Raw genomic sequence first — 18,341 nt, forward strand, 5'->3', positions numbered from 1 at the left:
CTGGAACTGATCATAGAAGCTAATTGTTGGTACAGCAATAGCGTGGTAGCCGAGGATTGGTAAAGTTATGAAACGGTGGGCAAAAATGAGGAAAAATCAGCCGCCGGTACTCTGGCGGCTAACAATATTGTTGTGGGTATTGGCCGAATACCTGATATTCAGGTTTGTTACCGGGATGATTTTTCAAATTACCGGGACGACTTTTTAAATTAAAAATCCAGATCGGAAAGGTCGTCGTATCCCAGTTGATCTTTAATACGGCGACGTTCCAATCGATCTTCGATTTTGCGGCGCATTTCCAAAGTGTGCTGGCTGGCTTCTTTGCCCGTTAGCTTTGGCGTTGCCTCTTCATCATCGGTTTCGATGCTAACATCACTCATCAGATCAGTATCTTGTGACTCTACATCAACTGACATAAGACTACTCCAACATTGACAGAGAGAGGGTGTGGCGTCGTTTTCCCCAAAGGGGCGAATTTGACCCGCGCTATTTACCATAGCCCATTTAAAAAAAAAAGAAAAATCGTCGCACACCGATAAAATTTTTCTTTTTACCTTGGCCCTGAACTGGAGTACAAAGCGCGCCTGTCCAGTGGATCGCGCTTTGTACTCCAGTTCAGGGCCAAGGTCGACAAATTCAAGTTGCAGGTTCAACAAAACGAGGACTCCAGACAGTGACAAAAAAACAACCTGAAGTGATCGGATGGCGTGAGTGGGTGGGGCTGCCAGATTTGGGTATTCCCGCGATCAAGGCCAAAGTCGATACTGGCGCTAAAACCAGCGCGCTCCACGCGTATTACGTTACGCCTTTTGAGAAAGATGGCAAGCCGTGGGTAAAGTTTGGCCTGCATCCATTGCAAAAAGACAGCCTGACCTGCATAGAGTGCGAAACCCCGGTGAAGGATGTACGCATGGTGACGGACTCCGGTGGCCATTCGGAAGAGCGTGTGGTGATCGAAACTTGCATTCTCATCAATGGGATTAGCATGACTATCGAGGTAACGTTGACTGACCGGGAAAACATGCGTTTCCGGATGCTGCTTGGCCGCAGCGCCCTCAAGCAGGGGTTTTGGGTCGACAGCAGCAAATCCTTTTTACTGGGCGGCAACAAAAACCAGCCAGCCATGGCATCAATGTAACCAACATAATTTCCTTTATCCAACCGGATTTTTTATGAAAATCGCTATTCTGTCGCGCAATCGTCGCCTCTATTCCACCCGTCGTCTGGTGGAAGCATGCAGCAAGCGCGGCCATGAAGTACGGGTTATCGACATCCTTAAATGTTATATCGATATCGCCTCTGCCAGCCCGGCTATTTGGTATATGGGTGAGCAGTTGGAGGATTTTGATGCGGTAATTCCGCGTATCGGTGCATCGGTCACCCACTACGGTCTGGCAGTGATTCGCCAGTTTGAAATGATGGGCGTTTACTGCTTGACAGAGTCTATCGCCCTGGGGCGTTCACGCGATAAATTGCGCGCGTTACAGTTGCTATCGCGCAAAGGCATAGGTCTGCCTAAAACCAGTTTCGCCTACAACGTGCATGACGCCAAAGAGTTGATCAAACTGGTTGGTGGCCCGCCAGTCGTGTTGAAGTTGTGTGAGGGCACCCAGGGGCGCGGCATTATTCTCGCGGAAACCCAGAAGGCGGCGGAGAGTGTGATCGAGGCGTTCCGGGTATTGCGTGCCGAATTTTTGGTGCAGGAATTTATTAAAGAAGCCAATGGCAGCGACGTACGTTGTTTTGTGATCGGCGAGAAAGTGGTTGCAGCTATGCAGCGCACCGCGCAGGAGGGCGAATTCCGCTCCAACCTGCATCGCGGTGGCACCGCCAAGGTGACCAAGCTGACGCCCAATGAACGGCGCACAGCAATCAAAGCGGCGCAGACCATGGGGCTGCAAGTTGCTGGTGTAGATCTGTTGCGCTCCAGCCGTGGACCCTTGGTGATGGAGGTGAATTCATCTCCCGGATTGGAAGGAATCGAAGGTGCGACCCATAAGGATATCGCCGATGCGATTGTAGAGTTTGTGGAAGAGAATGCGCGCCCCAACGCCAATAAGACTCGCGGCAAAGGTTGATTGCAGGGCGGATTAACAAGGGGGGCGCTTAGGCCCCCAATTTCAAATGCGGCTCCAGATTAATGACGGTGCCGTCAAAATAGAACCGGCCATTGCGGAAGTGGTTCTCCAACTGCTTGGCAGTCATAGGTTTGGCGTAGAGGAACCCCTGCGCCTGATCGCAACCCTTATCCCGCAGCCATTCAGCTTGCCCTTCGGTTTCGACTCCTTCTGCGACTACCCGCATCTGCATATTGTGCGCGAGGCCAATGATCGATTTGGCGATAGCTGCATCGTTGTCATCATCATGGATATCGTTGATAAAGCTGCGGTCGATCTTGAGTTTCTGGATCGGGAAGCGCTGCAAATACGCGAGCGATGAATAGCCGGTACCAAAGTCGTCGATGGCGAGGAACATACCCATCTGGTTCAATTGGTTAAGCTGGTTGATAGTTTCACCGGCGTGCTCCATGGCGCAGCTCTCGGTGATTTCCAGTTCCAGGTATTTTGCTTCCAGACCCGTCTCGTTGAGGATTGCTTCTACTTTGCCGGGGAAGTTTTTCTGGCGGAATTGGCGCGGTGACAAGTTCACCGCAATCTTGCCCACAAACTTGCCGGCATCCAGCCACAACTTCTGTTGGCGACAAGCTTCGCGCAGCACCCACTCGCCAATCGGCACAATCAAACCTGTCTCTTCTGCCAGGGGAATAAAGTGCGCGGGTGATACCAGGCCGCGGTCAGGATGCTGCCAGCGCACCAGGGCTTCCACACCCATCATCTCGCCGGTTTTTAAATCTACTTGCGGCTGGTAGTACAGCACCAGTTGTTGTTGCTCTACCGCGCGGCGCAAATCGTTTTCCAGCAGCAAATAATTTACCGCAGTCGCATTCATGCCTTTGGTGTAAAACTGGCAATTGTTTTTGCCGGCTTCTTTCGCCTTGTACATGGCAATATCGGCATTTTTCAGCAGTTCATCGGTGTCTGCGCCATCCTCCGGGAAAAGGCTGACGCCGATACTGACAGTGGTGGTGATATTATGGCCGCTAATTTCCATCGGGCGCGAAAGCGTAGTGAGCAATTTATTGGCTACGAACACGACGTCATCGAGATCGTGAATGCCTTCAAGCACCACCACAAATTCATCGCCGCCCAACCGCGCCACTGTATCCATATCGCGCACACCTTCGTTGAGGCGCATGGCGATGGCTTTCAATAAAATATCACCGGCGTCGTGACCGAGGCTGTCATTGATATTTTTAAAGCGGTCGATATCGAGCAGCATCAACGCTACTTTGGAATTGGCACGACGCGCGCGTGCAAGGCCGTGATAGATGCGGTCGTAAAAAAGCGAGCGGTTGGGCAGTGAAGTAAGCGAATCGTGGAAGGCCATGTAATTAAGGCGCGATTGTTGTTCACGCAAGGCGTTTTCCGCGAGTTTGCGCTCGGAAATATCGGTACCGATGGTACACACACCAAACACATTATTTTCTTTACTGCGCAGCGGAAACTTCACCATCAAATAGGTGTGTTGGCTGCCATCTTTGTGCATTAAATCCAGCTCAACCTCATAGGTCTGCTGTTTGGTTTTGGCAGCGGCATCAATTTCCCACATTGATTGGGCAACGTCTTTGGGGTAGACATCAAACACGTTTTTACCGACAAATCCCGACTCGTCGATATTCGCCATTTGCTTGAAGTGTTCACTGGCAAGAACGACATTGCCATCCAAATCTTTAACCGAGATTAACGCCGGGGAATAACGCAAGATTGCATTGAGGTAAGTTTCGCTGGCCCAAAGTGCTTGTTCGGCAAGGCGGAAGCGTTCGGCCTGCTCCTCGTGGTGCCACATATCGATAACTTGTCGCACCAACAGTGAACTAAACGTCCAGACGGTATCCAGCTCGCTCACGGCTTTTTGTAGCAGCGGCAATTCCTGGGCAGACTCCATGTAAAACACGGCGATAGTTTTGTTTTTCTCCTGAATGGGATGTAAAAAACAGGAGTGGGTGCCTTTCTGGATAAAGAGTGCACCGAGTTTGCTAATTGTCTGCTGGTCAAGCGTACAGGCGCGGCCTGAATCGAAAACCTGATGGATATAGTGGTGTGGTAAATAATTCAGTCGGCTGAGCGAGGTGGCAACGCCGTTGACGATAGGTTCGTCGGAACCGGAGGAAGCAATGGCCTCTACATAAAGATGGCTGTCGCGTTCAACAATTAACACCGCGCGGCTGATGGTCTTCTTGGCAATAACCAATTTCACCAGCCGCTCGGCAATTTGTTTATGATTTAAATCGGTAAAAAGTTGCTGGAACCTTTTGATTAATTCTATGGCAGTATTCTTGGACTGCCCCGCTTCACTGTTTTGCATAATCGCTCAATTTGGGTAATCGTCTCGCCATTTAGTGCACCTTACCTCGGAGTCTTCCCCATTAACGGCGGTGGACCACTATCACTAAAAACCTACTCTCTGGCCACTCTTCCGGGGCCTGCATTTCCCAAATTTCTACATCGAATCAGCACTTTACAACAAAAAAGCTTATTGGCGATTCTTTTTATGATAATTAAACAGGGAAACTGCGTAGATCTCAAAAACTGGCGGGGACGTTAACCATGGCCGATACCTTTATGTTTCCAAAATTCCCAAATGGGGCGGCATTGTGGTCAAAAGATGAAATGTGTGCCAATAATATGTTTTCATAAGCATGAGTAAAAAAAACGCGCGCACTGCTCAGGGGCTTGAGTTTAAAGGGGCTAGCACTCGCTTTTGTCGGGCGCTGAACTAAAATCACATTAACTATCAATCATAATAGTCAGGAGCCTTAAATGCGCCATTATGTTCCTTTCGTGGGTGAACGCAAAGTTGTTCGCGCCGATGACGAGCTGGCGCGTAGCAAGCGGATGAGTGGTCGTGTGATTGATGACGTCGTTGGTGATGGCAAAGTGGAAAGCAGTTGGGATGATGTAGTCCCCAAGGGCTGGGACGATAAATCCCCACCCAGGCCTGCCGAAGTTGTCGCCAGAGCTTCCGTTTCTATGCCCAAAGGGCAGGTGCCCATTAAGCCAGGCAGCAAAAACCATCATTCGGCAAAAAACGCCCAACCGAAAAAAGCTACTGCTTCCAATGCGATTACCTTTTCTGATTCTGCCAGTATGGATTGGGTATCGATTAATAATGGTCGCGGCTTGCGCGTGAGTGTGCATGGCAATATTGATAACGATTTACGCAAAGAGTGGACACGTTTATTGAATGATCCCCAAGCGGCCAACATCAAAGAATTTGAATTTAATCTTAATGAAACACCGGCGTTAAGTTTGACCGGATTGGGAATGTTATTGCTATTTAAAGAGCGCAAAGGCTCAGCGCGGGACGCGATCAAATTGTGTAATTGCAATAAAGATGTCGCCCAGCTGTTGCAGTGGAGCGGCATGGATAAATATTTTGTGATCGAGAATACCCAAATCTCCGACGTGAAATAACGCCTGCGTTGGATACGAGTGGAGCATCAATAGAAAAGCCCGAATTTCCGGGCTTTTTTATTGGCTGTTCTTTAATGCAAATTACAAGGCTTTTAGTGCATTGATCATTGCTTGCATTTGCTCATCGGTGCCGATGGTAATACGCAGGAATTGATTGATGCGCGGTTTATTAAAATAGCGCACCAGAATGTTGTGATCACGCAGATACTGCGCAACCTCGGCTGCGTTTTTACCGACGGGTTCGGCGAACACAAAGTTCGCTTGCGATGGCAATATATTAAAGCCGAGTTTTTCCAATTCGTTTACAGTCCACTCGCGCGTGGCGATAATTTTATCGCGACAGCTTTTGAAATAGACATCATCTTCAAATGCAACAACAGTTGCCGCTTCAGCCAGTCGATCCAGAGGGTAAGAATTGAATGAGTTTTTAACCCGATCCAACGCATCAATCAAGTCTTTGTGGCCGACCGCAAAACCAACGCGCATGCCCGCAAGTGAGCGGGATTTGGACAGTGTTTGCACCACCAAAAGGTTGGGATATTTATCGACTAACTTGATCGCCGTTTGCGCACCAAAATCCACGTAAGCTTCATCGACCACAACAACGGATTCAGTGTTGCTTTGCAACAAGGTTTCAATTTCCGCCAGCGGTATTCCAATCGCCGTAGGTGCGTTGGGGTTGGGAAAAATAATGCCGCCATTGGCGCGCGCGTAATCCGCGAAATTAATGGTGTAGTCATCGCGCAGCGGAATAGTTTGCGCCTTGATGCCGAATAATTTGCAGTAAACCGGATAAAAACTGTAGCTGATATCGGGGAACAGCAAAGGTTTTGCCTGTTGGAAAAATGCCATAAATAATAGCCCCAGGACTTCATCTGAGCCATTGCCGACAAACACTTGTTCCGCTGTCACTCCGTAATATCCGGCGATAGTGTTTTTCAGTTTTTTGGAGTTGGGGTCGGGATAGAGACGCAAGCGGTCGATGGCGTCATGGGTCATCAGGTCGATCACTTTCGGCGAGGGCGGGTAGGGGCTCTCGTTAGTGTTCAACTTGATTAAACCCTCTATTTGCGGCTGCTCACCGGGCACATAAGGCTCCAGTTCACGCACCACCTGACTCCAAAACTTCGACATGCTTGCTCCTCAACTGTTGCAGCAAAAAAGAATGCGCAGTATACGCGTTGAGGCGCGCGGCTCACACCCAGCGTTTTAACAAAATACTTGCGTTGACTCCGCCAAATCCAAAGCCATTGGAAATGGCGTACTCAATAGCGGTGGGACGTGCTTCGCCGTTGACGATATCCACGCCTGTTGCCGCTTCATCGGGATTTTCCAGATTTAATGTTGGCGGGATGATTTGGTCGCGCAATGCCAGTGCGGTAAAAATTGTCTCAATACCACCGGCGGCACCGAGTAAATGGCCGGTGGCGGATTTGGTCGAAGTGACAGCGACTTTCCCTTCATTGCCAAACACTCGCTTGATTGCCGCAAGTTCACCTTTGTCGCCAACCGGAGTTGAGGTTGCGTGGGCATTCAGGTGCTGAATTTGCTCGGGTTTTATGCCGGCTTGTTTGATGGCGAGTTCCATCGCGCGTTTTGCCCCGTCACCGTCCTCTGGTCCTGATGTCAAATGATAAGCATCGGCACTGGTGCCGTAGCCGACAATTTCGGCAATCGGTTGTGCGCCGCGAGCGAGCGCATGGTTGAGCGATTCAATCACCAAAATCCCCGCACCTTCACCCATCACAAAACCATCGCGGTCGCGATCAAACGGGCGCGATGCTCGGATCGGTTCATCATTAAAACTGGATGATAAAGCTCGCGCCGCCGCAAAACCGCCGAGGCTCACAGTGTGGATACACGCTTCGGCACCGCCACAAATTGCAATATCGACCTCGCCTGCGCGGATCATCCGCGCTGCATCGCCAATCGCCTGTACTCCCGCGGCGCAGGCAGTCACGGGAGCCCCCAAGGGGCCTTTAAAACCGTATTTAATCGAGGCATGTCCTGCCGCGAGATTGACCAGGAACGAGGGAATGGTGAAGGGCGATAATTTGCGCGTGCCGCGTTCATCAGCGGTGCGTACGGCATCGGCAATCGCCGGAAAGCCACCGACACCCGAGGCGATAACCGTCGCTGTGCGCTCTTGCTGTTCGTTCGTTGCCGGCTGCCACTGCGCTTGCTGCAGGGCTTCATCGGTGGCGGCGAGCGCGAGCAAAATAAAGCGATCCATTTTGCGTTGGTCTTTGGCGCTGACGATTATGTCCGGATTCAATCCCGCTTCGGCATCTTCTTCGATTGAAGGAATTACGCCGCCGACTTTAGCGGGCAAGTCCCCGACCATCTCATCCGGCAAGCGACGCAGGCCGGATTTCCCCGCCAGCAGTCGCTGCCATACAGGTTCGATGCCGCAACCAAGCGGCGAGGCTATGCCCATGCCGGTGATAACAATACGTGTCTGCGCGCTCATTGGTTGCTCCGGTTTTATACATGATGATCATAATGTATAAAATTATATGATGAGTATCATGTATACTGTCAAACACTATTTGTGTCATAGGCAGATGACATTTGTACAGATCGACTGGCAGGTGGAATGATGAGAGTAAGCAGAGAGCAAGCAGCAGAAAATCGCGGAAAAATTTTGCATACCGCGGCGCAATTATTTCGCGAGAAAGGTTTTGACGGTATAGGTATCGCCGATCTAATGAAAAAGATAGGCCTAACCCATGGTGGTTTTTACGGCCATTTCACATCAAAAGAAGATTTAATGGCGCAGACCTGCGCTTATGCAGTGGATGAACTGCTGGAGCAAGGGCAGGCGTCGCGAGCGACAGCAAGGGGATCGAAATACAAAGCGTTTATTGCGCGCTATTTATCGACCGAGCATCGCGATAATCCCGGCAGCGGTTGCTTGATGGCCGCGCTTGGGGCAGATGCGGCGCGTCAATCGCCGGTAATTAAACAGGCGTTTACCCAGAGTTTTAATCGCCTGCTCAGCGCTATGATGAATTTATTACCGGCCACTAAAACCGACGCTGCCAAACGTGAGCAAGCGCTACTAACACTGGCTACTTTAGTCGGTGCACAAGTTATTGCCCGCGCAGTGGATGATCCAAAACTGTCGGAAGAAATATTGCGGTTGGTGAATAAAAAGCTGCATTAAAACTTATCGGCAGATTCGAGAATCATGAAAAAGAGACTATCGAATCTGCCTCTGGACCATTTACATCTTTGTGCTAACTAAACCTTAGTAACCAACAGTAAACCGCTGTTGCGAATGCGCCGGGCTTTCCAGTTCATCGATCAATGCCATCGCAAAATCCTGATTCGAAATCCGGCTCTCGCCTTGTTCGTTCACTAATAATTGGTCTTTGCCCAAGCGGAATTTACCGGTGCGTTCACCGGGTTCGATAAAGGCGGAAGGTGAAAGATAGGTCCAATCCAAGGTTTTCTCTGCACGCAATAAATTCAAAAACTCACGTGCCGCCAACGCAATTGGCTTCCACTCAGCGGGGAATTCCGGGGTATCAACAACCTGCACGCCCGGTGCAACTTCCAAACTACCTGCGCCACCGACGACGATCAAGCGCGGTACATCCGAGGCTTTTACAGCATTGATCAAAGCTTGCAGGTCGAGTCCATCGTGATGCAGGGAAATAATTGCGGCCTCATGTCCCGCCAGCGCGGCTGTGACGTGTGCTGCATTGTGAACATCCAATGCTTTGCTGGTGACTTGCGGATGCGCAGCCACTTTGCTGGTATCGCGTACCAGGGCGGTAACCTGATGTTTGCGATTGGTTGCTTCCGTCAAAATATGTTGGCCGATAAAACCGCTAGCCCCGATTAATGCAATTTTCATGATCTATTCCTCGCGTTGGTGAAATGTGATTTGGTTTCAGTGAGGCCAGTATGCGACGGGTTTATTGTGCTGATAAGATGGTCTTATTTTTATTCTGAGTTCATCTAAAGTGGACAATAAGCTATGGCTAACCTGTTTGATATCAACCTTAACCGGCTGGTGGTGTTTGTAGCCGTGGTGGAAACCGGCTCGATTACCGCCGCCGCCAAGCGCCTTGGTTTGGCTAAAACCATGGTCAGCGCACATATGCAAAAGCTGGAAGCGGAGATTGGCAGCAATCTGCTGGTGCGCACCACTCGCCGTTTGCACCTCACCGAAGCGGGAACCCGGTTTTATGAGGCCTGTCAAAAAATCCTGCAAGACACCGAAATTGCCATCGCCCAAGCCAACAGCAGCACCCGCCAGTTGCGCGGCAAATTACGAATTGCCACATCGATTGATTACGGCGCCTCGGTTATTGCCCCGTTGGCGGCACAACTCAGCAAGCAGTATCCCGATTTGCGTATCGAGATTATCGCCAGCGATCAGCGCGTCGATATGGTTGCCGAAGGGATTGATGTGTCAATCCGCATCGGTCGTCTCGCCGATTCAAGCCACAAGGCCGCTTTGATCGCTCCATTTGATGAATGGTTGGTGGCGTCGCCGGATTTTTTTGCAGGTGATTTACCGGAGTCGCCGGAACAATTGGAAGTGCATCCCTTTGTGGGTTTAAGCGTACTTTCCAATCCATTGCATTGGACATTTACGCGAAATAATTTTGCTTCGGTAACGCTGCGATTTTATGCATCGATCATGATGAATACATCGCTTGCGGTTCAAGCTGCGGTGTTTGCCGGCGCTGGAATTGCAGTACTGCCGGACTATTCAGTAAGAAAAGATATCGCTGAAGGCAGGCTGGTGCGTTTATTGCCTGAATGGTCGTTACCTGGTGGTGGAATTTACGCGGTGTTTCCCGCATTGATACAGCGATCGCAAAAAGTGAGTGTTTTTATTGAAGCGTTGAAACAACGCTATAGTTGACATGTTGGATTTAAACGCCGCCATCTCGAAGGAGAACACCAATGCTGCATTTTCCGCAGTTAATCTTGCTCGATCTTGATGGAACGCTTTACGTTGGCAATCAGGCATTGCCCGGTGCAATTGCGAGCATCGCGCAATTACGTGAGCGCGGGATTGCGCTGCGTTTTATCACCAACACCACAACCAAATCACAACATGAATTAGTCGCTCAATTACGCACGATGGGTTTTCAACTGGATTCCGATGAGTTAATCAGCGCGCCCATCGCGGCAAAATTGGAATTGCACAATCTGCAGAAAAATACCGATCATCCCCTGCGCATTTGGCCGTTGGTTGCAGAGTCGATAAAACCGGATTTCAAAGAATATACCTGGGATGAAGAGCGCCCCGACTATATTGTGTTGGGTGATATAGGTGAGCGCTGGGATTTACAGTTGATCAATCAATTATTTAATGTAATACACAATGGAGCGGAATTAATTGCATTGCACAAAGGACGTTTTTGGCAGACCAGTGATGGATTAAAAGCAGATATTGGTTTTTTTGTTTCCGGCCTCGAATACGTGAGCAGTAAACCAGCGCGCATAATGGGAAAACCCAATCGCGATTTTTACCAGCGCGTATTGGATTCGGCTGGAGTGGAAGTGCAGGATGCACTTATGGTTGGCGATGATATCGACAGCGATGTTGGCGGTGCGCAATTGATCGGGCTTAAAGGATGTTTGGTGCGCACCGGAAAATTTCGCCAGGCGTATTTTGAACAATCGCTGGTGACACCCGATGCGGTGTTGGAATCGATTGCTGATTTACCAGCAGCACTGTCAAGCGTGTTGCGCTAATGCATGCCAATTTGAGTTATGAATGGATTTATCGAACCGGAGTAGTAGGATACTCTTTGGGCACTTTTTCCTTCTCAATAAATAAAAAATAGATCAATTATGAATAATACTAATAGTGACTTCCTCGGCCATCCCAAGGGCTTGTATGTTTGTTTTGCCACCGAAATGTGGGAGCGATTTTCATTTTACGGCATGAAATTTATCCTGCTGTTATACCTCACCAAATACCATTTATTTTCCGATAATCATGGCCTGGATATTCTCGGTGCCTATGCCGGGTTGGTGTATGCCTTGCCGGTCATTGGCGGGTTGATTGCGGATCGTTATTTAGGCTCACGCCGCGCCGTTTTATTCGGCGGTGTTTTATTGGTCATCGGCCATTTTTTAATGGCAGTGGAAGGGCAGCAAGCAGTGTATTACCCGGCAGGTACTGTGTTGACTGAGTCATTGAGTCTGGCAACGGGTGAAGTATTAGCAGCGGGAACTGTGCTGGCGAAAGAAGTTACCAAACAGGATACCGCCGCGCTCAATGTGTTTTATACCGCGATTGCATTTATTGTTATTGGCGTTGGTTTTTTAAAACCGAATATTTCAGTCATTGTCGGCAAGCTTTATCCTGAAAACGATCCGCGTCGCGATTCCGGTTTTACCCTCTTCTATATGGGAATTAATGTTGGCGCGTTAGTGGCGACATTGGTTTGCGGCTGGCTGGGTGAAACCTACGGTTGGAAATATGGATTCGGTTTGGCCGGTATTGGTATGATCCTGGGTTTGATTACCTTTTTATTGGGCCAGCGCTATTTAAAAGGTTACGCAGACTCACCGAATCCGGAATGGCTGACAACAAAACTCGCGGGCATTAAACAGGAGTGGTGGATTTATATCGCCAGCATTGCTGCACTGCCGTTAATTTGGTGGCTGGTGCAAAGTGAACCGGTTGTGCATATCACGCAAAATATTTTCTTGCTGTTGGGAATTGTCGGCATACTCGCCTACGCGATGATTCACCCCAACCCTTGGCAATCTAAAAAATCACTATTTGCTTTGACCGCGATAGTTATTTTTGTCGGCATCGGCAGTGTGCTTACTCAAAATCGCGTGTTCCAGATCTCAGATACTGCAACGGAATACTGGCTCTACGCCGCATTACTCTCATTGCTGGTATTTATTGTTTACGGATTTGCCCGTCACCGCAGTGTGGAATTCACGCGCACCTTGGTGCTGATGGTATTGATTGTTTCTACCATTGTCTTCTGGTCGCTGTTCGAACAATCCGCTGCATCGATGACATTATTTGCAGACCGTGTACTGGATCGTAATGTATTCGGCGCAACTATCGGCGCCAGTCAATTTGCTGCACTTAATCCTGCATTTATTATGTTGTTAGCTGTTCCCTTTGCATTGTTGTGGCCGTGGCTTGATGCGCGTGGTCTCAACCCCTCCACGCCGGTAAAATTTGCGATAGGTACTATTCTCGCCGGTTTGGGTTTTGGTGCCTTGGTATTAGGTGCGCAATTTCCCAATGATATCGGCAAAGTCGCAACGCTCTGGTTTGTGCTGGCGTATTTTTGTCACAGCACCGGTGAATTATGTTTATCGCCGATTGGATTATCCGCCGTAACCAAATTATCCATTCCCCGCGTTGTAGGGGTGAGTATGGGAACCTGGTTTGTGGCTACTGCACTTTCAGAAACGCTTGCAACACGTTTATCCAAAATGGCTTCAATCGATACCTCGGCAAAATCCGATGTTACCGCCATGCTCGTCACTTACACGGAGTTGTTTGAATATCTCGCGTTATTGGGTGTTGGATTTGGACTGTTTTTATTGGTAATTTCTCCTCTGCTGAAACGCGGCATGGCGGGAGTTCACTGATTCAACCATTAATAAATGGAACCTTTTTTTATGATAAAAAAGATGATGATAAAAAAGATGCATCAGGTTTTCGCACTGCGCGCCATGGCAATTTGGGTATCCTGTATTTTTCTCGTCTCTTGCCAGCAGTCTTCATCTGTTAAAAAAGATGAAAATGCCGATAACAGTGCTGACAAAAAATCAGTAGATACTTTTATCGCCGACACCAGCGAGCGTTATTTAGACGTTGCGCGGGAAATTAATGCCGCACAGTGGACCTATGTTACTTATATCAATGACGACACAGCTTATTTAGCATCCAAAGCGAATGAACGTTTGATGGCATTTGAAAAGGAAGTTCTTGCAGAAGCGCGCAACTACAAAGACAAACCTATGTCGGCCCCAATAGCAAAGGCTTATGTTAATATAACCTTGGGAAAAGTATTGCTGCCACCGGATACTCCGGCAGAGCGTGCTGAACTCGCGCAATTGGGCACTAATATGGAAGGCATTTACGGCGCAGGAAAATATTGCACACCCAAAAAAGCAAGTGCCCATGGACAAGAGTGCCGCGATTTAAACCAACTATCCGAGGTGTTGGTAAAAAGCCGTAATTACGATGAATTACTCGATGCCTGGACTGGCTGGCGCACTGTGGCGCCATCTTATAAAAAAGATTATGTGCGCTATGTAGGGATCGCAAATGCTGGCGCTCGTGCTTATGGTTTTAGTGATCTCAGTGCGTCCTGGAAATCCGGTTACGATATGCCTTCCGCCAATTTTGAAGCGGAGGTGGAGCGCCTTTGGTCGCAAGTAGAACCTTTATATAAATCCTTGCAGTGCAAAGTGCGCACCGATCTTGCCGAACATTACGGCAAAGACAAAGTACCGCTCGACCAACCCATTCCCGCACATCTGCTTGGCAATATGTGGAGCCAGCAATGGGGCAGCATTTATGATTTGGTAACGCCTTACCCGGGGGTGGGTGATCTTGATGTAACGGTGGCATTGGTAAAAAGTAAAAAAGATGCAGTCGCGATTACTAAAACAGCGGAAAACTTTTTTACTTCATTAGGCTTGCAAGCACTACCACCGAGTTTCTGGCAAAAATCCATGCTCACCAAACCGCGCGATCGCGAAGTGGTTTGTCATGCGAGTGCCTGGTCAATGGATTCAAAAGAGGATGTACGCATCAAAGAATGTATTGAGCCAACCGAAATTGAATTTGAAACTATTCATCATGAATTGGGCCACATTTATTATTTCCTTGCATACAAGGATAAACCCTATCTTTTCCAGAATGGTGCTAACGATGGTTTCCATGAGGCAATTGGCGATACCATTGTGCTGTCCATGACCCCGGGATATTTAAACACCATCGGCTTATTCGATAAAGTGGAAAACAACCAGAAAGCCGTGATTAACCAGCAAATGAAATTGGCTTTGGATAAAGTTGCTTTTTTACCGTTTGGAAAAATTATCGACCAATGGCGCTGGCAGGTTTTTTCCGGGAAAATTAAACCGGAAGATTACAACAAATCCTGGTGGCAGTTAGTAAACCACTATCAAGGTGTTCGCTCTGCAGTCCCGCGCAGTGAAGATGATTTTGATGCGGGGGCAAAATATCATATCGCCGCGAATGTTCCTTACACGCGTTATTTCATCGCCCATATTCTGCAATTCCAATTCCACAAAGCCTTATGTGAAGCTGCCGGCTTCAAAGGCCCTTTGCATGAATGTTCTATCTACAACAGCAAAGCAGCTGGCGCTAAATTACAAACCCTGCTCGCTGCCGGTGCGAGCAAGCCCTGGCAAGATGTTTTGGAAGAGGCAATCGGCACCCGTGAAATGGATGCATCCGCCATTCTGGATTATTTTGCTCCACTCAAGACGTGGTTGGATGAGCAAAACAAAGGGCAAGTGTGCGGATGGTAAAGTGAATTATTAAACAGCTAAATCACATCAATAAAATAAGGCAGCCTGAGCTGCCTTATTTTTTCATAGAACATTTATTCTGGAAATTTGATTGTTTTAGTTACCAATGTCATTCACGGTTTTGAATCGAAACATCCGGATAGTCAGCAAAAATGCGGCGCAGGTCAAACCGGCAATCAATGCCGTCCAGAAACCCGGTGCACCGATGGGGGCAACTAACCAATCTTTAAAGGTCAGCACGTAGCCGAGCGGTAAACAAATTCCCCAGAATGACAACAGCATTATCAGCATAGGGATTTTTGTATCTTTATAGCCGCGCAACACGTTAATCATAGTGACTTGAATGATATCGAAGATCTGGAAAATAGCGCCGAGCATCATCAGGCTTGCGGCAATTTTTTGTACCTCCAGATCCGAGGTATAAAGGGTCGCGATAAAGTCGCGGCCAAAAAATAAAATCGGCGCATTGATGCAGGCGATGAGCAATCCGAGTAACAGCGAGCTGCGCGCAAGCAAACGCGCTTCGTCATGGTCTTGTGCTCCCACGAGAAAACTCACACGTAAAGTCAACGCCATTCCCAAACTGAGCGGAACCATAAACAGCAGTGACACGGCGTTCAATACGATTTGGTGCGCAGCAACAGTGGTTGCGCCGAGCGGTGCAAGAAACAGCGCGATCATACAAAACATGCTGACTTCAACAAACATAGTGAAACCAATCGGCAAACCTACTTTGAGAATCGCATGGATTTCACTCCACACCGGTTTTGCCCAATCGCCAATTAAATGGAGTGCGGTGTAATGTTTGCTGCGGTTTAAATACAAAAGCAGCGCAAGCGCGGCAATCCAGTTGGCGATACTGGTTGCCCAACCGCAGCCGATACCGCCCATTGGATCGAGTGTCCAACCGCCAATCGTAAAACCGTAAATGAATAAATAATTGAGCGGTAAGTTGATGGTCGCACTGATCAGGAAAAATACCATGATCACACGCGTGCGACCGAGGCCGTCGGTCAAACCACGCAATGCATTAAGTAGCAACAAAGCGGGCACACCCCAGGAAAATGCATCGAGATAACCTTGCGCAATTGCGGTGGTTTCATCATCGAGTTGCAACAGGTGCAGCACCGGTTCGAGATTGATCAATACTAAAATCATCAGCAGCGATGCCACACCCGCGATGTAAAGGCCTTGCCATGTAGCCGGCATAATCCTGCTCCACTGTTCAGCGCCGCGATGGCCGGAAATAATCGGCTGCAACGCATTGAGTGTACCGGTAAAAAACAACAGGATTGGCACCCACAAGCTGGTGCCTATGCCGACACCGGCCAGATCTTTTGCGCTGGCATGGCCGGCCATCATGGTATCCACCACGCCGTTTGCCATTTGCGCCAATTGCGCAACTAATACCGGTGCACCGAGAACCGCAAGCTGTTTCCACTCGTGCAATGTGCGTGCAATCAAGCTGCGGTTGTGATCGGGAAGGGTTTGCGGTTGGGACGTGTTTAGCGGTTCCACAGGATTTCCAAAGCGAGTGACATGACGAACAACATTAACTAACAAAACAGTAACACTGGTGTTATTACAACCAACTGCCAGTGTAGGAGGATTGGGCAAGCCAGATCGACGGGAAGCAAAGTTTAGCGGAATTTGCCGTGCGGGAATAAATAAAAATGTAAAACGTGGATTTAAATATGCAGGTGGCTGGATGCGGGCTGGCAGGAGTGTGCGGGAAAAAGGAGCAGGCTATCTATTTATTACGTGGTTTGAAGGGGGGAGCCATCCCTGGCTCCGGTATCGGGCTGGCATCAGCCCGCATAGCGTTTAAGAGTATTTGGCAGGAGCGAGTTTTTCCTGTGGCTTGTTTTTGAAGACCTTGTTGATAATGTCCAGCGCCGGGCCGGTCATACAAGTCGTTACGATTGCCATAATTACCATCATTGCGAAGATTTCTGCCGAGAGTACACCCAGGTCATAACCGATATTTAATACAACCAATTCCATTAATCCGCGTGTGTTCATCAGAGCACCGATGGATAAGCTGTCTTTCCAGCTTTGGCCGACACATTTAGCAGCCAGTGCGCTGCCGGCAAATTTACCCAGCACTGCGACGAAAATAATCAGTGCGGTTATTTGCCATAAGTAAGGATCATTCAGCAGGCCAATTTGGGTGCGCAAGCCAGTGAAGACGAAGAAAAGTGGCAGCAATAAAACCAGTGCAACGTCTTGCACTTTATCGATAAATATTTTTCTGAAATTCTCATTGTCGGGCATGATCGCGCCGGCCATAAACGCACCGAACAAAGCGTGAATACCAATAATTTCAGCCACATAAGCCGATAAAATCAGGGTGAGGAAGAAAATCGCAATCACCGGACGCGTTACTGTTTCTACGGTGTTGTGTTTCTCGCTGATGCGCTGCAAGAATGGGCGTACGACGCGAATCATAAAAAACACATAAGCAATTGCCATTACGATGGTAAACAGACCGTTGATAAAAGTACCGGCTTTTACAAACGCAATCAGCGCCGCGAGGATACACCAGGCACTCACGTCATCTGCTGCTGCACAGGTCAGTGAAATTGTGCCGAGTTTGGTTTTGTTGATGCCGCGCTCCTGCACAATGCGCGCGAGTACCGGAAAGGCGGTAATACTCATCGCAACACCACTAAACAATGCGAATACAGAAAATGGCACGTTAGCCGGTGCGAATTCGGCGTAGAGGAAATAGGACAAACCGACGCCCAGTGTGAAGGGAATAAAAATACTGGCGTGACTGATAATGACTGCATCGTAGGCTTTGTCTTTCAGCGTTTTCAAACTGATTTCCATACCCACGATATACATAAACAGAATCAAACCAATCTGGCTGACAAATTGTAAATTGCCGAGTGATACTTTGGGAAATAAAGCCGCGGAGAATTCGGGAAAGTGCATGCCCACAAAGGATGGGCCAAGCATAATACCGGCGATCATTTCACCGATTACCACCGGTTGATTTATTTTGGTACATATCCATCCGAATACGCGTGCCACAAAAATAATCGTCGCAATTTGTGCGAGCAAAACCGCCAGCGGGTGATTCAGGTTATGCAAAATACCGTTGATAAAACTGGCCCATTGGCTGCCGTCAGTGTCGGTGCTGGTGACCGCTGTATCTGCTTTTTGGTTAGCTTTTGTACCTAGTACGATAATCCAGTACATGAGTGCAATCAGGCCGCCGGTAATAGTGAAGTAGGAAAAGCTTTGTTTTATTTTTGTCATGGTTACATCTCTGTTGCTGCCAATTTTATTGTC

Annotated in this window: 15 protein-coding genes; 8 read left to right on the top strand and 7 right to left on the bottom strand. The window is 48.7% G+C overall.

The genetic code is table 11. The features are described from left to right. Nucleotides 1-209 precede the first annotated feature (209 nt). The gene (locus tag AC1RJL_RS02730) at nucleotides 210-656 is read right to left on the bottom strand and encodes a PA3496 family putative envelope integrity protein (protein ID WP_492911215.1); all 447 of its coding nucleotides are present in this window, start codon (nucleotides 654-656) and stop codon (nucleotides 210-212) included. Nucleotides 657-673: 17 nt separating this feature from the next. Here AC1RJL_RS02730 and AC1RJL_RS02735 point away from each other — a divergent pair, with 17 nt between their 5' ends. Continuing rightward, a complete protein-coding gene (locus AC1RJL_RS02735) occupies nucleotides 674-1,138 on the top strand; it encodes an ATP-dependent zinc protease family protein (protein WP_492911216.1) in 465 nt (154 codons plus the stop codon). 34 nt (nucleotides 1,139-1,172) lie between these two features. Then, a complete protein-coding gene (gene rimK / locus AC1RJL_RS02740) occupies nucleotides 1,173-2,078 on the top strand; it encodes a 30S ribosomal protein S6--L-glutamate ligase (protein WP_492911217.1) in 906 nt (301 codons plus the stop codon). Nucleotides 2,079-2,106: 28 nt separating this feature from the next. Here rimK and AC1RJL_RS02745 read toward each other — a convergent pair whose 3' ends face one another. Beyond that, nucleotides 2,107-4,425 carry a putative bifunctional diguanylate cyclase/phosphodiesterase gene (locus tag AC1RJL_RS02745; RefSeq protein ID WP_492911218.1) on the bottom strand — a complete coding sequence of 773 codons (2,319 nt, stop codon included), beginning with the start codon at nucleotides 4,423-4,425 and terminating at the stop codon, nucleotides 2,107-2,109. Nucleotides 4,426-4,880: 455 nt separating this feature from the next. On the opposite strand from AC1RJL_RS02745, the gene AC1RJL_RS02750 reads away from it, so the two are divergent. Next, nucleotides 4,881-5,534: an STAS domain-containing protein gene (locus AC1RJL_RS02750; RefSeq protein ID WP_492911219.1), complete on the top strand. Its 654-nt coding sequence runs from the start codon at nucleotides 4,881-4,883 to the stop codon at nucleotides 5,532-5,534. A gap of 81 nt (nucleotides 5,535-5,615) precedes the next feature. Here the strand turns inward: AC1RJL_RS02750 and hisC are convergent, their stop codons facing one another. Both hisC and fabF read right to left on the bottom strand, forming a co-directional pair. Continuing rightward, nucleotides 5,616-6,668, bottom strand: coding sequence for a histidinol-phosphate transaminase (hisC, locus tag AC1RJL_RS02755; RefSeq protein WP_492911220.1), 1,053 nt, complete (start codon nucleotides 6,666-6,668; stop codon nucleotides 5,616-5,618). A 61-nt stretch (nucleotides 6,669-6,729) separates the two neighbouring features. Continuing rightward, nucleotides 6,730-8,004 (bottom strand): beta-ketoacyl-ACP synthase II, encoded by a 1,275-nt coding sequence (gene fabF, locus AC1RJL_RS02760; protein ID WP_492911221.1) that lies wholly within the window; start codon nucleotides 8,002-8,004, stop codon nucleotides 6,730-6,732. A 126-nt stretch (nucleotides 8,005-8,130) separates the two neighbouring features. On the opposite strand from fabF, the gene AC1RJL_RS02765 reads away from it, so the two are divergent. Then, nucleotides 8,131-8,700, top strand: a complete 570-nt coding sequence (locus AC1RJL_RS02765) for a TetR/AcrR family transcriptional regulator (RefSeq protein ID WP_492911222.1) — start codon at nucleotides 8,131-8,133, stop codon at nucleotides 8,698-8,700. Nucleotides 8,701-8,784: 84 nt separating this feature from the next. On the opposite strand, the gene AC1RJL_RS02770 is transcribed toward AC1RJL_RS02765, so the two are convergent. Beyond that, nucleotides 8,785-9,396 carry an NAD(P)-dependent oxidoreductase gene (locus AC1RJL_RS02770; protein ID WP_492911223.1) on the bottom strand — a complete coding sequence of 204 codons (612 nt, stop codon included), beginning with the start codon at nucleotides 9,394-9,396 and terminating at the stop codon, nucleotides 8,785-8,787. Between the two features lie 123 nt (nucleotides 9,397-9,519). Here AC1RJL_RS02770 and AC1RJL_RS02775 point away from each other — a divergent pair, with 123 nt between their 5' ends. From AC1RJL_RS02775 to AC1RJL_RS02790, 4 genes are all read left to right on the top strand, one after another. Next, the gene (locus tag AC1RJL_RS02775; protein ID WP_492911224.1) at nucleotides 9,520-10,416 is read left to right on the top strand and encodes a LysR family transcriptional regulator; all 897 of its coding nucleotides are present in this window, start codon (nucleotides 9,520-9,522) and stop codon (nucleotides 10,414-10,416) included. A 41-nt stretch (nucleotides 10,417-10,457) separates the two neighbouring features. Beyond that, the gene (locus AC1RJL_RS02780) at nucleotides 10,458-11,255 is read left to right on the top strand and encodes a TIGR01458 family HAD-type hydrolase (protein ID WP_492911225.1); all 798 of its coding nucleotides are present in this window, start codon (nucleotides 10,458-10,460) and stop codon (nucleotides 11,253-11,255) included. A gap of 99 nt (nucleotides 11,256-11,354) precedes the next feature. Continuing rightward, a complete protein-coding gene (locus AC1RJL_RS02785) occupies nucleotides 11,355-13,130 on the top strand; it encodes a peptide MFS transporter (RefSeq protein ID WP_492911226.1) in 1,776 nt (591 codons plus the stop codon). A 57-nt stretch (nucleotides 13,131-13,187) separates the two neighbouring features. Beyond that, nucleotides 13,188-15,044: a M2 family metallopeptidase gene (locus AC1RJL_RS02790; RefSeq protein WP_492911227.1), complete on the top strand. Its 1,857-nt coding sequence runs from the start codon at nucleotides 13,188-13,190 to the stop codon at nucleotides 15,042-15,044. A gap of 96 nt (nucleotides 15,045-15,140) precedes the next feature. On the opposite strand, the gene AC1RJL_RS02795 is transcribed toward AC1RJL_RS02790, so the two are convergent. Together AC1RJL_RS02795 and AC1RJL_RS02800 are read right to left on the bottom strand one after the other, a co-directional pair. Beyond that, nucleotides 15,141-16,562: an MATE family efflux transporter gene (locus AC1RJL_RS02795; RefSeq protein WP_492911228.1), complete on the bottom strand. Its 1,422-nt coding sequence runs from the start codon at nucleotides 16,560-16,562 to the stop codon at nucleotides 15,141-15,143. A gap of 306 nt (nucleotides 16,563-16,868) precedes the next feature. Beyond that, the gene (locus tag AC1RJL_RS02800; RefSeq protein ID WP_492911229.1) at nucleotides 16,869-18,308 is read right to left on the bottom strand and encodes a cation:proton antiporter domain-containing protein; all 1,440 of its coding nucleotides are present in this window, start codon (nucleotides 18,306-18,308) and stop codon (nucleotides 16,869-16,871) included. Nucleotides 18,309-18,341: the final 33 nt, after the last annotated feature.

This window comes from Cellvibrio sp. GW822-FHT04B05 (assembly GCF_058800985.1).

Excerpts from the sequence above, each read along its gene's own strand:
- AC1RJL_RS02770 (WP_492911223.1), bottom strand. The coding sequence starts at position 9,396 with ATGAAAATTGCATTAATCGGGGCTAGCGGTTTTATCGGCCAACATATT.
- AC1RJL_RS02765 (WP_492911222.1), top strand. The coding sequence starts at position 8,131 with ATGATGAGAGTAAGCAGAGAGCAAGCAGCAGAAAATCGCGGAAAAATT.
- AC1RJL_RS02800 (WP_492911229.1), bottom strand. The coding sequence starts at position 18,308 with ATGACAAAAATAAAACAAAGCTTTTCCTACTTCACTATTACCGGCGGC.
- fabF (WP_492911221.1), bottom strand. The coding sequence starts at position 8,004 with ATGAGCGCGCAGACACGTATTGTTATCACCGGCATGGGCATAGCCTCG.
- AC1RJL_RS02780 (WP_492911225.1), top strand. The coding sequence starts at position 10,458 with ATGCTGCATTTTCCGCAGTTAATCTTGCTCGATCTTGATGGAACGCTT.
- AC1RJL_RS02775 (WP_492911224.1), top strand. The coding sequence starts at position 9,520 with ATGGCTAACCTGTTTGATATCAACCTTAACCGGCTGGTGGTGTTTGTA.
- AC1RJL_RS02790 (WP_492911227.1), top strand. The coding sequence starts at position 13,188 with ATGCATCAGGTTTTCGCACTGCGCGCCATGGCAATTTGGGTATCCTGT.
- AC1RJL_RS02750 (WP_492911219.1), top strand. The coding sequence starts at position 4,881 with ATGCGCCATTATGTTCCTTTCGTGGGTGAACGCAAAGTTGTTCGCGCC.
- AC1RJL_RS02785 (WP_492911226.1), top strand. The coding sequence starts at position 11,355 with ATGAATAATACTAATAGTGACTTCCTCGGCCATCCCAAGGGCTTGTAT.
- AC1RJL_RS02745 (WP_492911218.1), bottom strand. The coding sequence starts at position 4,425 with ATGCAAAACAGTGAAGCGGGGCAGTCCAAGAATACTGCCATAGAATTA.
- hisC (WP_492911220.1), bottom strand. The coding sequence starts at position 6,668 with ATGTCGAAGTTTTGGAGTCAGGTGGTGCGTGAACTGGAGCCTTATGTG.
- rimK (WP_492911217.1), top strand. The coding sequence starts at position 1,173 with ATGAAAATCGCTATTCTGTCGCGCAATCGTCGCCTCTATTCCACCCGT.